The 13,679-nt window shown below is 52.8% G+C and carries 14 protein-coding genes; 2 read left to right on the forward strand and 12 right to left on the reverse strand.

The genetic code is table 11. The features are described 5' to 3' along the window. Window positions 1-171: 171 nt before the first annotated feature. From trbL to CRO05_RS15040, 12 genes are all read right to left on the reverse strand, one after another. The gene (gene trbL, locus CRO05_RS14985) at window positions 172-1,524 is read right to left on the reverse strand and encodes a P-type conjugative transfer protein TrbL (protein ID WP_097068063.1); all 1,353 of its coding nucleotides are present in this window, start codon (window positions 1,522-1,524) and stop codon (window positions 172-174) included. A 5-nt stretch (window positions 1,525-1,529) separates the two neighbouring features. Next, on the reverse strand, window positions 1,530-1,751 hold the full coding sequence (trbK, locus tag CRO05_RS14990; RefSeq protein WP_097068026.1) for an entry exclusion lipoprotein TrbK: 222 nt from the start codon (window positions 1,749-1,751) through the stop codon (window positions 1,530-1,532). An 18-nt stretch (window positions 1,752-1,769) separates the two neighbouring features. Continuing rightward, window positions 1,770-2,534 (reverse strand): P-type conjugative transfer protein TrbJ, encoded by a 765-nt coding sequence (trbJ, locus tag CRO05_RS14995; RefSeq protein ID WP_097068027.1) that lies wholly within the window; start codon window positions 2,532-2,534, stop codon window positions 1,770-1,772. Window positions 2,535-2,547: 13 nt separating this feature from the next. Further along, window positions 2,548-3,834 carry a TrbI/VirB10 family protein gene (locus CRO05_RS15000; protein WP_097068028.1) on the reverse strand — a complete coding sequence of 429 codons (1,287 nt, stop codon included), beginning with the start codon at window positions 3,832-3,834 and terminating at the stop codon, window positions 2,548-2,550. A 2-nt stretch (window positions 3,835-3,836) separates the two neighbouring features. After that, window positions 3,837-4,352: a hypothetical protein gene (locus tag CRO05_RS15005; RefSeq protein ID WP_097068029.1), complete on the reverse strand. Its 516-nt coding sequence runs from the start codon at window positions 4,350-4,352 to the stop codon at window positions 3,837-3,839. 2 nt (window positions 4,353-4,354) lie between these two features. Beyond that, window positions 4,355-5,386 carry a P-type conjugative transfer protein TrbG gene (trbG, locus tag CRO05_RS15010; RefSeq protein WP_235001486.1) on the reverse strand — a complete coding sequence of 344 codons (1,032 nt, stop codon included), beginning with the start codon at window positions 5,384-5,386 and terminating at the stop codon, window positions 4,355-4,357. Window positions 5,387-5,393: 7 nt separating this feature from the next. Further along, window positions 5,394-6,170 (reverse strand): VirB8/TrbF family protein, encoded by a 777-nt coding sequence (locus CRO05_RS15015; RefSeq protein WP_097068030.1) that lies wholly within the window; start codon window positions 6,168-6,170, stop codon window positions 5,394-5,396. Then, window positions 6,167-8,704, reverse strand: coding sequence for a VirB4 family type IV secretion/conjugal transfer ATPase (locus CRO05_RS15020; protein WP_097068031.1), 2,538 nt, complete (start codon window positions 8,702-8,704; stop codon window positions 6,167-6,169). The genes CRO05_RS15015 and CRO05_RS15020 overlap by 4 nt, the downstream gene beginning before the upstream one ends. After that, window positions 8,701-9,012, reverse strand: a complete 312-nt coding sequence (locus CRO05_RS15025) for a conjugal transfer protein TrbD (RefSeq protein ID WP_097068032.1) — start codon at window positions 9,010-9,012, stop codon at window positions 8,701-8,703. The genes CRO05_RS15020 and CRO05_RS15025 overlap by 4 nt, the downstream gene beginning before the upstream one ends. Window positions 9,013-9,017: 5 nt before the next feature. Continuing rightward, a complete protein-coding gene (trbC, locus tag CRO05_RS15030) occupies window positions 9,018-9,407 on the reverse strand; it encodes a conjugal transfer system pilin TrbC (protein WP_097068033.1) in 390 nt (129 codons plus the stop codon). Window positions 9,408-9,410: 3 nt separating this feature from the next. Continuing rightward, window positions 9,411-10,376, reverse strand: a complete 966-nt coding sequence (trbB, locus tag CRO05_RS15035; protein WP_235001487.1) for a P-type conjugative transfer ATPase TrbB — start codon at window positions 10,374-10,376, stop codon at window positions 9,411-9,413. 161 nt (window positions 10,377-10,537) lie between these two features. After that, the gene (locus tag CRO05_RS15040) at window positions 10,538-10,948 is read right to left on the reverse strand and encodes a transcriptional regulator (protein WP_097068034.1); all 411 of its coding nucleotides are present in this window, start codon (window positions 10,946-10,948) and stop codon (window positions 10,538-10,540) included. A gap of 324 nt (window positions 10,949-11,272) precedes the next feature. Between CRO05_RS15040 and CRO05_RS15045 the strand changes: the two genes are divergently transcribed. Both CRO05_RS15045 and CRO05_RS15050 read left to right on the forward strand, forming a co-directional pair. Then, a complete protein-coding gene (locus tag CRO05_RS15045; RefSeq protein ID WP_097068035.1) occupies window positions 11,273-12,298 on the forward strand; it encodes a replication protein RepA in 1,026 nt (341 codons plus the stop codon). Between the two features lie 930 nt (window positions 12,299-13,228). Continuing rightward, entirely contained in the window at window positions 13,229-13,627 is a 399-nt protein-coding gene (locus tag CRO05_RS15050; RefSeq protein WP_097068036.1) for a single-stranded DNA-binding protein, read from the forward strand. Window positions 13,628-13,679: the final 52 nt, after the last annotated feature.

Consider the following 13,679-nt stretch of genomic DNA (forward strand, 5'->3'; position numbering starts at 1 on the left):
GTCTTGAAGAAAAAAATAAAAATAGCTTGGGCAAGGCCGAAGGCCGCGTCAGGACGCTTGGGTTTATGTTGGGTAGAGTCTGGAAACCCTGTGGGCAATCCCTGTGGGAAACCTGTGGACGGGGATCTATCCGTCCATCAGGTTATCCATAGGGTTGTCCATGGGAGGGGCTTAGCCGAATCTCGATTTGCTGTTTACGAAAGCTTCGGCTTCAGCTTCCTTGTCCAATGTCGTATCAGTGGAACCAGCAAACTTGTTCCCGGTGAATTCAGGTTGTTCCATGCTGGCGCGAATGGCTGAGGCGACTTTTCCGCCTGGAGTTTGACTAACGCGGTCCCCAGTGCCGGCGATCTTTGTCTTCACAACGTCCATACTGCCTTTTGCAAGATGCGATCCCATCTCAGCTGCAAAGCGCGCGCCTGTCCCCATCGCCTGTCTCAGCCCTCCATGGCCACCAGATGGGGAACTCCCGCCGCCCTGCCCTCCGCCGCTAAACATCCCTCCCCCGCTTTCCATATTGCCTTGCGCAGCATCAAACGCTGCCTTGATTGCGGAGGCCCCGCCTGCCGCATTGGTTGCCGAGGCCATTGTCATGGCTGCCGCCATTCCTGTTGCCGCCGCGACTGCGCCTATCGCAGCGCCGCCACCGATATTGCCTATCCCGCCCCCTCCTCCACCACCGCCAACAATACTGGCCAGCATCGGTGGGATTTTATTGACCAGTGTGAGCAGCACTATAGACACGACCATCATTACGCTGAGCTCTTTGAGGTTCATTCCCCCACTCATTTGCAAATAATAGTCGTCAAGAAAGCTTCTGCCGATGCCCACCAACAGCACCATCGCAAGTAGCGACACCGCGACACCCAATACGGTCTTGTAGTAATTGATTGCCATATCGGAAGTCCAGCGCGAACCGCCAAAGCCCAGGAAGAAGATACCGGCATAGGCCAGTATCCAGCCCGCTACAAGCAGTAACAGCATATTGACACTGATCAGCGCCAGGATGACGAGGATGACTGCCGTCATGATAACGCCAATCATGCTGATAATTGGCGAACGAAAGGAGGTCTCATCCAACGCTCGATAAAAAAGGTCGAAACCGATATCCACAATCTTGGATGGAGAACCCATGCCTCGAAGTCCGCTGGCCTCGTTGCCGATCTGTTTCATCGAATCAATAATTGACGTAGCGAAATTCGGTCCGTTGATCAGCAGCCACCAAAAGAATCCCGTGAACACCGTAAAACGGATGAATTCGACAAAGAATTCTCCAAGGTCGGCTCGCCGTACCGCCATTAACCCAAAAGTCCAGACCATGCTGATGACTACAAGCAGCCAGAAGAGCCACGACGCCCTTTCCGTAATGGTTGCCGCCCAAGCGGTAGCTGCCGCTTGATAACGGCGTAAAATGTCGTCAAGCACATTAGTAGTTTCGACGGCTGCATGCACTTCAGAGACGAAAAGCGCCAAACAGAACAACACCGATAGCGTAGCCACGATTGATGAAGCTGGTGGTTTCATGGCCGTTACCATTCCACATCTTTACTTCTCTTTAAGCCTCCTGGGAGATAGTCCGGGCATTTGGCAAGAAGAGCCTTATGCTCCTTCTCGTCCGTTATCTTTCCCAAGTCTTCGCAGGTTGGATTGGCTATCGTTACTCTTTTATCGGGCACAAAGTTGTCGCATCCAGTAAGTATTGTGAGCATGAGTGTCGTAACTACCAGGGCAACCGATTGTTCAGTTTTCATTATCTTTTCTCTCTCTGATTACCATTCATATGGCACACTTTTCTTGAATACTCCCGCTGTCGCTTGTGCGTCGGCCGCTGCCTGTTGCGCTTCAATATCCGCCAAAGCCGACTGCCGGGCCGCTTCCGCATTTTGTTGCGCGATCAGCAGCCCGCGTATCTGCATCAACTGGCTGGCCTGATTGCTGGCGAGCTGGTTGGCGGCCTGTATCGCCTGCATTTGCCCTTGGGAAGTTTGCGCAGCGGCCTGCAAAGCCGTGAGTCGTCTGGCATCCGCTTCGAGTTCCTGCTGTTGTAGATCGAGTCCGCGCATCAGGGCATCGTTGGCGCGTTTCTGTGCATCGGACGCCAGGGTGCGATTTTCCAACAGTCTGTTGCGTTCTGAATCCGGACAGCCGTTAATGCTAAAGCACGGTGAGCTCATGTAGTAGGATGAGTTTTGATACTTATACAGATAGCCGTCAAGATTGCCCGCCTGGTTCTTGTAGTAATTGAGCGTGTTCACCGCCCCCAGGAGCGCCATGTTGACGCGCTCGGCCTGGTTCCAGACATACGCTGCCGGCGCCAGCGTGTTTTGAATCATGTTTTCGTACTGCATCAGCTGGAGCTGGTACTGCTGGATCATCTTCAGCGTCTGGTTTACCCCCTCCATCGCCGACACAGCTGTTTGCTTCAGGTTGGCGGCATCGATGACTGGCACGCCACTAGCTGCTACTTCCGGCGCTGATGCGCCAAGGCTTATTACAACCATTGCTGCAAGAATTCGGGGCGTAGCTGTTTTCATCTAATGCTCCCTATTAATAGTCGAACGCCTGGTAGGGTTTGGTGAAAACCAAATCCTTGGTGACGGTTACGTTGAAACGGTAGCCGGGGCGAATTTCAAGCGTCGGCGATATGTTGAGATTCTTTGAAATCAGTTGCGAAGTCACGCGCCCCAGCTGCTGCCCCAGGGCAGCACTCAGTACGCTGTTCGTCGTGGGCGCGCCGAACGTTCCTGCAATCTGGTTGCGGCTTTGGCTCAATGACACGCCCGCCGTGATCGCCGACATAATCAGTGCCGCGCCGAACAGCCGAACGTAGTGATTGTTGACCTGATCCGAGAACCCCGCATAGCCCGCGCCGCTGGAGCCCGGCATGGCGCCGATATCCATCGTCTTGCCATCCGGAAATACCAGGCGCTGCCATGCAACCAACAGGTTTGCCTGCCCATAAGCCACATCGCTTGCATAAACCCCTTCGAGCTTGGTGCCTTGCGGCACCAGCAAATGCTTGCCCGTGGCCGTGTCGTATACATCCTGGCTGACCTGCCCAAAGATTTTACCCGGAAGCGTGGAATTGATGCCACTGATCAGCGTGGCCGGAATCACGAAAGTGGTCTGCACGGTATAGGGAGAGCGCGGCGGGAGAACGCGCGAATCGAGCTTCCATTTATCCCCCTCCCCTCCCTCAAAATCTTCGTAGGTAGCCCTGGATTTCGTTTGCTGGCCTGGTCCGCTTTGGCGCAATTCTTCGCTGTCTTCCATATCCTGGCTAGTGGCTATACCCGCTTTCCTGAGTTGTGCCAACCGTTCCTTGTAAACAGCTGCAGGGTCCCCGCTGGCTGGAAGACCAGCCGGACGCACATTCGAGGCATTAGGCGCGCTACGCTCGCGTGGTTGTGCCATTTGCACGCCTGTTTTCGCTTTTAATGCCTCTTCGAACTGCTGTTGCTTCATCTGCCGGATACGCTCCACGTCAGCCTGATGCTGCGATGCTGGCAGGCCTGGCGGGGATGGCAGCGGCATATTGGGATTATCGGCGCGAAGCTGGGCTTCCTCCGGAAGAGACGGACTTGACGCCGCAATAATGCCGTCTTTGCGGTCCCCCGCAAGTTCCGTAGCGAACAACGCCGTGTTGCCGCTGCGCTTGACCGTATCCGTTTCTCTTTGTTTCGTATTGCTGCGATCCATCGCAACTAGCGCCATGATCCCAAGGAAAAGAACCACTGCCACCCCAATTAGATAAAGGGGTAAATTATTGACGCGGCGCACGCCACCGCTTGGTACCTGGAGGGGGGGAGTTGCCGGAGACATGGGATTGCTCATCTTTACTCCTTGAAAGTCCATGCCCCCGCAGGCGCGATGGTACCGTTATCACCTATGTATGCACGTGCCAGCAGGGCGTGTCCGATTTTCACTGTGATTCGGGAGAAACCCGCTGCGGGGGAATGATCAATCGCATAGTGGAGTTCTATGCCTGTCTTGTCTGGTTGTGACTGGGCTGGTGTTTTGTCATCGGTTGCCGGCTTTGACGAAAATGACGCGCCGAACGTGTCTTGCGGCAGGATCATGGCAAGGCCGCCCTTCTCAACAGCCCTTGATTCGGAAAGCGCATAACCTTTTGCACGCAGCTTTTTCGCCAGCAGCGTGCCGAAACTCGTCGGCGCGGAAAATACCATGTTAAATTGTGTCCTGGCAGGCGGATAAAGGCGCGCAAGCTGATTGGCGGTATCGGATGCGATTTTTTCATCATGGGAGGCATACCGCTTATCTCCTTCACTGATGGGCTGGAGTGCACATGCGCCAAGGCTTGCGCATAGCAACGTGATAAGTAGAGCGCGCATGTTTATTGACCCTTCCTGATCGTGACGCGATCCTGACTGGAGCCGACACCAGCGACCAGGATAGCTTTGTCGAAAATGCTGTCCACAATGTAGCGATTGCCTTGCAATCGGTAATTCACCTGAACGGATTCTTCGTCGGTGAACAAACCTCCATCCTTGCGTACCACTAGCAGGATAGGGGCTTCGGCCTGATTCATGGTCGATGGCATCTGGATAATGGTTTTTACGCCATCGTTGTAGACACGCACTGGCTTCCATGCGGCGTTGGCGCCATCAATCGTATAGTCGAAGTTGAGATCCCCAAGGTATTCGCCAGTACCAGGCAGGATCTGCCGGCTGTGGTTTTTGGCATCCATTTTCTTGATTTCTTCCCACTTCGCCATTGCATCTTGCGGATAGATGAATCCCACCCGCGGCATGAATTCGTTGCGGTGCGAGCGCAACCGCAAATGGTAGGTGCGCCGGTCAGTGGTAACTATCAAGGACGTCTCCAAACCCGTATCCATCGGTTTGATGATCAGATGCTGTACTTCATTTCCGCCGGCGCCGGTGACAGCTGGCTCGACCGTCCAGCGCGCCATGTCGCCAAGATGGATGGAATTTACCTGCTCGCCAGGTTGCAACTCCACATCGCACACTTGCAGCACCGCGCAAACGATGCTCGGTTGTGTGGCACCGAACAGGAATCGCACGGTACCATCTGCGCCAGCCACGGGTTTCACCCCTTGCGTGGAATTGCCGGCCTTCCATTTCTTGACGATGGCAAGCGCTTCGCGCTCATGCGGCGTTAGTTTCAGCTCAGGATTACTGAAATAAAGCGTTTCGGGTTCGGGCTCGGGTTCAACCCTCGGCGCCGAAGCCGGTTGATGAGGATATAAGACTGGAATGAACTCCATTTTTTTTGCAGGTGGCCGCTGTTCTACGGATGAGGTTGATCGCTGGGCCGGTATCTCCGGGGCAACCACAAGATGTGAGCCAGCTATAGCGATAGCGGGAACGGCGCAGGTAATCGCCAAGACAGTAACTGCTTTCATATAGACCTCAAATTTGTTTGGACCAGGCGAAATCGCTGACAAAAATGCCCAGGGGGTTGTTGCGGATCTGTTCTTCGCTGGTTTCCGGTGCGGGCTCGGACACGTACATCGTCACCAGTGCGCGCATGCGGTACGGCGGAGTCTTCACAAAACCTTGCCGGTCGCGTACGGTTTCGGTCCAGTCCACTTGCCAGGTTTCCGGTGTTTGCGCGATCACCGAAATAATTTCCGTGCTGACCGTTTCCTTTTCAGCTCGCTTGAAAGGATTCCAATCCGGCCTGCCGTTCAGGAACTCATTCATCTTTGCCGTGGCTGGATCATCGGGTGAAAGCATCGCGTAGACCCCGAATATGGCCTTGCGCTGCAACGCCACATCAGGCGTCACCAGACGGGCCCACTGAATGAACGTTGCCATAGCTGCATGAATGACACGCTGATCGACGGCTTTTGCCCGGTCCACAGGCGCTACCGCAATTGTCTGGCCCAGTTTGTCCACTTCAACCACATAAGGGATGAATTTCGATTGGCTGCCGATATAGATCATGCCGCCGACCCCGGCCAACGCAATCAAGAGACAGAGCAGGCCCAGCATTTGCCAGTTCTGGCGGGATGCCACTTGTTCTCCCACATGCTCATTCCAGGTGCGACGTGCCGCGAGATACGGGTTGTCGCTCTCCCCTGCCCTTCTTCCATCAGCCATTGATGATGTAACCCGTTCATCTCCGGCTACCGGCCGCCTAAAGACCAATGACTTTAACGTCATTGCTAAATTGCTTACGTTCATGCCGCGACTCTATAATCGTTAAGGGTCAGACCTTTCATCGCCAGCCATTCCGTGACCCAAGCCTCTCCATGCTTGGCTTCCAGCCGCTTGATGGCCTCAATTGAATCCTTGTCAGTGCTGCCGACGAAAGCGAGCGCCAGGGGACCCAAGGCAAGCTCGTACTGGCGCCGGCCCATTTCTGAAACATAGTAGTAATGCTTCTTTTGCACGGCAGTTGCCAGAATTTCTATCTGCCGGGTGTTCAAACCCATTCGCCGATAGAGTGCTGCCGTATCTTCATCGCGGGCATACACATTAGGCAGGAAAATCTTGGTGGCGGTAGATTCCACAATAACGTCGAGAATCCCGGAATTAGCCGCATCGGCCAGGCTTTGGGTTGCCATCACGACCATGCAATTTGCCTTACGCATCACCTTGAGCCATTCCCGTATCTTTGCCCTGAAAACGGGATGCCCCAGCATGGTCCAGGCTTCATCCAGAATGATCATCGCGGGCTGGCCCTTGAGCGAGAGTTCGATGCGGCGGAAGAGGTAAAGCAGCACTGGTAACGCAAACTTGTCGCCCAGGTTCATGAGTTCCTGGATTTCAAAAACGGTAAAATCGGAGAGCGACAAGCCATCCTCTTCGGCATCCAGCAAATGCCCCATGCTGCCATCTATAGTGTAAATATGCAGCGCTTCCCGCACTGCATCGTCCTGGATTTTCGTATGCAAATCCGACAGGGTTTTGGAGTGGGTTTCATGCATGCTGGTAATTGCTTTCGCAATCTCGTTGCGCTGGTTCGGCGTGGTACTCAAGCCATTTAGCGCAAGCAGAGCATCCACCCATTCCATTGCCCAAGCCCGGTCTCCCTTCGTTTCGAGAAACTGCAAGGGGCAAAAGGAAAGTCTTTCTTCATCGCCCGCGATAATGAAGTGCTTCCCGCCAGTTGCTTTCGCAAGCGGGTACATCGACATCCCGAAATCAAAGACATGTAGCGACATGCCCTGGTATCGGCGAGCTTGCGCCGCTATCACGCCAAGCTTGGTAGACTTGCCTGATCCGGTCGGACCGAAGACAAAGGCATGTCCCACGTCGCGCACATGCAAGTTGAGGCGGAATGGGGTTGCCCCATGCGTGATGCAGTGCATGAGCGCCGGGGAGCTTGGCGGGTACATCGGGCACGGCGCTTCATTCAACCCCGTCCAAATCGTGCTGGTCGGCAGTAGGTCGGCGAGATTCATGGTGTTCATGAGCGGACGGCGCACATTCTCGACGCCGTGACCCGGCAGGCTTCCGATGTACGCATCCATCGTATTGATCGTCTCAATGCGGGCCGTGAACCCCAAAGCGTTGATGGCCTTTTCGAGGGTACGTGCCGATGTTTCCAGTTGGGCGCGGTCTTCGTCCATCAGCACTACCACACTGGTGTAATAACCTTGCGCGACCAAGCCGCTGCTGACTTCCGCTATTGCGGCTTCCGCATCCGCGACCATGGACATCGCATCCTGATCGACGACGCCGATGTGTGTATTGAAAACCTGGTCGAAGAAGCCGCGGATCTTCTGCCGCCATTTCTTTCGAAATTTTTCAAGATGGGCAATAGCTTCGTGCTCGTCCATAAAGATGAAACGGCTGGACCAGCGGTACTCGCTCGGCAATTCCGCCAAGGCAGTCAGGATGCCGGGATACGATTCAGTCGGGAACCCTTCGATGGCGACGACCTGGATAAACTTGCGACCGATTTTGGGTACCACACCGGCCCAAAGTTCCTGTCCTCCGATCAGCATATCCAGGTACATGGGGTTGGTCGGCAGCTGCACCGGATGATTGATGCCGGTCACGCAAAATTGCAGCCAGCTTAGGAATTCGTCATGGGTTGCCTCAACCCCGTTTTCCCCCATGATTCTGTTGCCTTGCAGCTTTTTGAGCGTCAGGCCGGCTGACAGCCGTGATTCGATGTTGCGGCAATCGCGCTTGAAATGCTCGATGAGCGCCCCGGTATGCGCTTTATGATCGGGCTGCGCGCTATCGTCATCGAACATTAGCTCGACGAATTTACGCTGGGCCAGCGATGGTGGAAACCAGGTCAGGGTCAGTACAAAATAACCCTCGTACATCGTGCCAATGTTCTCGAACAGCTGCCGGCGTTCTTCGTCGATAGCCGCCGATACAGGGTCGGGAAAATGCGACAGCCCCCGGTCGGGATAATGGGGCGCCGGACGCCGCACCGCATCTACATGGATCATCCAGCCATTGCCGAGATTGGATAGCGCTTGATTAATCCGAAACGAAACAAGATTACGCTGCTCATCCGTTGCGCTGGCATTATCCTCTCCGCGATATAGCCAAGCAGCCATAAAGGAACCGTTTTTGCCGACGATCACCCCATCATCAACCATGGCCGCATAAATCAATAAGTCGGCCAGCCCGGCATCCTTAGCGCGATGCTTTTTCAGTTTGCGTTCAGCACCCGCCGCATCGAGTCTGGAAAACAGAACCGTCAGAAATACGATGCCGACACTCGCTATCACGACAGTCACAAATGCGATCATTTGTATTGTTTCTCCTGAGTGCGTGTGTTTTCCCGAAAAGGCGTCGCTCGCGCTGCGTAGTACGTCTTGTACCGCCGGTGCCGCAGATAAACGGGACGCATTTTTGGGTCGGACTTTGCCATAAGCCGCAGCAGGAACAAGGCGGAAATCCATAAAGCCGTTCCCACTATCGCGGCCCGGATCTCCTGGGCGTTGAAAACCAGCGCGAATGCCAGTAAACCCGAGAACATCACCAATTCTCGATCTCCGCCCATGAAAAGACTGTGGCGATTGCCGATCCTGCGTATAGGTATCTTGCGAAGCGCCATGATGATCAGCCGCGTGCTGTTGCGCCCTGCCCTGCTTGATAAACATCCTCAAGCGTGGCGATTTCCGCTCCGCGCCCGAAAAAATTCGACATCATATTTTGCGCGCCGACCAACAAGGCCAGGACCAGTACGATAAAGATCAATGTCCGAAAGAATCCTCCCAAGTCACCCCCCATTATCAGGACGCCGCCTGCAACCACGATTCCGATTATGGACAGCGTAAAAGCCACTGGCCCCGTCACCGAATTGCGCAGGTTGACCAACCAGCTCTCATACGGCAGCGTGCCCCCTACCCCTTCCGATGCCAAGGCGTATTCCGGCGACAACATCCACACAACCAGGAGCAACAGCGCAACGCACAACCATTCATTCGACCTCAAAACATCCCTGACCATGAACTACTCCTCTAGGGTTTTAATTAAGTAACGGCCTGCTTCATACCCGCCAATTTCGATGATTTCTTCGACTCGACGGCCCTCCGGTGTCCGCGCGATATGGACGATGAGATGTACCGCATCGCCTATCAGCGGTTCAATGGGTTTGGGTGAATCAGGATGCATGCTGATCAGCATTGCGAGCCTCGATAATCCGGCCCTTGCATCATTTGCGTGAAGTGTGGCGACTCCGCCTTCATGACCTGTATTCCACGCCATCAGGAGGTCAAGCGCCTCCGGGCCGCGCACTTCCCCGACAATAATACGATCAGGGCGCATGCGCAGCGTAGTGCGCAAGAGCTTTGTCATGCTGACTTCAGCAGATGTGTGGTATTGAATGTAGTTTTTGGCGGTGCACTGAATTTCGCCTGTATCCTCAATGATGACAATGCGAACGTCAGGCTCGATTTCAACGATATAAGCAAGAATGGCGTTAACCAGCGTGGTCTTGCCAGATCCCGTGCCGCCGATTACGAGGATATCCCTTCGCCGTGTAGTCGCGTCTTTAATGCGTTCGCATTGCGCGCTCGTCATAATCCCGACGGCAACGTACTCGTCCAGCGTGAATACTGACACGGCTTTTTTGCGGATGGCAAAAACGACTTCGGACACCACCGGGGGAACCTGGCCGGCGAATCGGGAACCGTCCAGGGGAAATTCGCATTCCAGTGTGGGGTTGCTACGGGTAAGTTCGCGGCCATGATAGCCGGCTACGGTCTTGACAATTCCCCGGGCCTTGGCAGCGGGCATCATGCCGATGCAACGCATGGGCTCGCCCAAGCGCTCCTGCCAAAGCTTGCCATCCGCGTTAAGCATGATCTCGACTGTTCTCGGATCATGCAACACCCCTAAAAATTCAGGACCTAGTTCACGCTCCAGCGTGCCCTTGGCGCGGGTCTTGATCGTTGAAATATCCTCTGTCACTTTCACCCGTTTTCCAGAATCGAAGACTAGTATTTAATGACATAATACGATATATTGTATCTCGTATCTTTGCAATACTAATCTTTATTCCACAGAGCGGCTGAGGATATTCTGTAATTACACTTTATGCAAGGGTATATTTGAAAATTCAGAAGAGAACCGGGACACTAGTATTCTAGAAATTTCTTTCTTCTAGCTTCTTTTATTTCCCGTATCTTTCTTTTGTTAGCCTCGTCCCATGACTTTACCTGGTACGCCTGGAAACTTGTCAACACCGCCGAGACACGCTCAAAACCTGGGGGCAAGCTTCTTGGCGCCTTTCCCCCTGCTAGCGCATCAAGGGATTCGCGATCGAGGTCCGTAGACTCTAGCAATACCGGCAATGCGGTATCCAGCGCTTTGGCGATAGCTTCCATAGTTGCCAACGAGGGGTTGGCTTTCGCATTCGCAAGAGCGGAGACGAAAGCCGTGGATATCCCGGAGCGAGCTGCAAGCTCTTCTTGCGTCATGCCACGTTCATCAAGTATGCGAAGAATATTTGTGAAAAAGATTTGATGGTAAAAAGATGATCTGGGCATGAGCTTGGGTGTGAGGAATTTAGCGGCTAAACACTTACTTTTTTAATTGTTTTTACAAAGGAGAGGCCTTTTGAGTTGGGAGCTTATGTTTATTGTTGCTGACATGTCAACATAGCGTTAACGTTAATATTTTTATGTCTTTCAAGTTGAATGCTAGTGCTTCTTTAAAGTTAACAACTATGACTCCTCGTTCTATTTATCGTAGAAAATAACCTTTAATTATAATAATTACGTCTTTCCGTTTTGTTTTCCGGTTAGAATTAAACATGCGTCTCCCCATTGAAATCATTACGAAATTATTTAAGCTTGGCGATTTGTAAATAAATGGAAGATAAACTAAATACGCGTAAATCCACTAAACCCGAAACACCGGTCGAGATCGATTACCGAAAAGGTACCGTGCCAGGTTGGGTTAGAGAAGCCATCGAAACTCACTTTGCAATTGAGGCTGAGGATGCAAAGAGTGCTGGCGCTCTCGGTTTCATGGCTCGGGCATTGGTGATTGCGACGATGCCCTACAAAGACCCGAAAGCCGACGTTTTTAAGCGCGAGAACGGGGATTTTCGCCTACGCATCGTGGCCGGATATGAGGGAGGTGTACCGTTCGGTATTTATCCGCGTTTGCTCATGTCGTGGGTGGCTACTGAAGCGGTTCGAACACAATCCCCGACAATCGAACTGGGAGACTCGCTTTCGCTCTTCCTCCGGGATGTACTAGATCTGAAACGAGGTGGCGGTGTACGCGGTTCAAGTACTCGCGTTGCCGAACAGATGAAGCGCCTTTTCGGCTCGCTTATCACGGCTCAATACACTGGCGGCATGAGTGAGCGTGGTTTTGTTATCCGTAATGTCATGATTGCCGAAAGCCTCGATTTTCACGAGGATGATCTTCAACTCGCACCACCAGCTCACAATGACACTGCATTGAGTCCGGACAAGGATAAGCTTTGGACTCCGCAAAAACTTGAGGTCGCTGGAACCTGGCGAAGCAAAGTGCGGCTCTCAGACAGATTTTTCCAAGAGTGCATTTCCAAACCCGTACCCATCGATTTGCGCGCATACAAAGCATTACGTGGTTCTCCACTGGCGATGGACGTATACACTTGGCTTACTTACCGTATGAGCTATACGGATCGACGCAGCAGGCCAATTCCTTGGGAAGCGCTGATGGGGCAATTCGGAAGTAACTACCACACCGAGCGCGCTGTTCGGGATTTTCAGCGTGCGTTTACCAAGGCCTTGCGAGCTGTCCAGGTCGTTTACCCGCGAGCAAATGTCCAATTAGCCGATAACGGCATTGTCTTGATTCCCTCTCCGCCACACGTCGCGCGACAAACTGCGCTTTTCTAAGGGGTGATGAACAACTCCCAACAGTCCTTTATTAACAAAAAATGGGAGTTGTTCATCACTGTTCGATGTGCATAAGTTTGTGGATAACAAAATTTATCCGTGATGAACAACTCCCACCCGTTTTTACTTTATAAATTAGTTGCTTAATCATTTTATCCACAAAAACCGGTGATGAACAACTCCCAGTCAGCGTGATGAACAACTCCCAAATGTGTGATGAACAACTCCCACAATCAGGCGTGCAAAACCTCAGCAATAGCAATGTGCGTAAGCCTTTCCCCGCTTTTACTATCTGCCCCCCTGTATTTGCCTTTAGGTTCTTTCCTCTATAAATCCTTGTAGTCCACCTATTATCTGTCCACACATCGGCTCTTACCTGTAAAACTTTTTTTTATTAATTAATGAAAAATCTTAAACCCGGTTTTAATAACCCTAACAAATAATCGGCCCTTACGGCTGTTCCAAACACCTAGCACAGTTGCTGCTGTCACTGACCACGCCAACTGCTTTCCGCAGTGCGCTTTGCCTGTCATGGTCAGTGATCCGGCACCCTTCCGGCTGCCGGTCACATCCCCCGAAGATCTTCTACCGGGCATGCCCATTCCTGCCGCGTCTTCCCCCCAGCAAGGCCCCCCCAATCTCTGCGAGGGGGGACTTGTGGGGGGATTAACCAAAACGCAACAGGAAAGGCACTAGCTGCTTTTCCGTCTTAACCCCACCTATTCCCAACCCTTTTCCGTGAGGAAAAGGGCTATCCCCCACCCATCCGCCCCAGGGCGGGGTGAAAAGGGTTCAAGCGAGAGGATGTGTTTATTGATCTCTCTTCTCAGCCGTACCTTGATATGCATTATGATGAATACTCTATTCGTTATATAATGTTTCTGGCAAGGCTTTACTTTTATATTTTCTTAAACAAAAAGGAGTTTTTAAATGGCCTCACTTAATAAAACGCAGATCATTGGTAATCTTGGTGCTGATCCGGAAGTCCGCTATATGCCGGACGGTGGTAAAGTTGCTACGATCAGTATTGCAACCACCGAAACGTGGAAGGACGACAAGGGTAACAAAAAACAACACACCGAATGGCACCGAGTTAGTTTGTTTCGGGGCTTAGCGGATATCGCGGAAAGCTATCTCAAGGAAGGCAAGCAAGTTTACATCGAGGGAAAACTTCGCACCCGGAAGTGGACCGATGATAATAATGTAGTCCGGTACTCCACGGAAATCATAGGCCGAGACATGAAAATGCTAGGAAAAAAGCCGGCAGACCTAGGCGAGTTGGATGATGACGACAAAGACAGCGGTTTCGCCGATGACGGGATTGAATAAACGGTAGCGACGCACTAACCCGCACCCTGCTGCGGGTTAGTATTTACAAGGT

It is taken from the genome of Nitrosovibrio sp. Nv4 (assembly GCF_900215485.1).
Lineage (GTDB): Bacteria > Pseudomonadota > Gammaproteobacteria > Burkholderiales > Nitrosomonadaceae > Nitrosospira.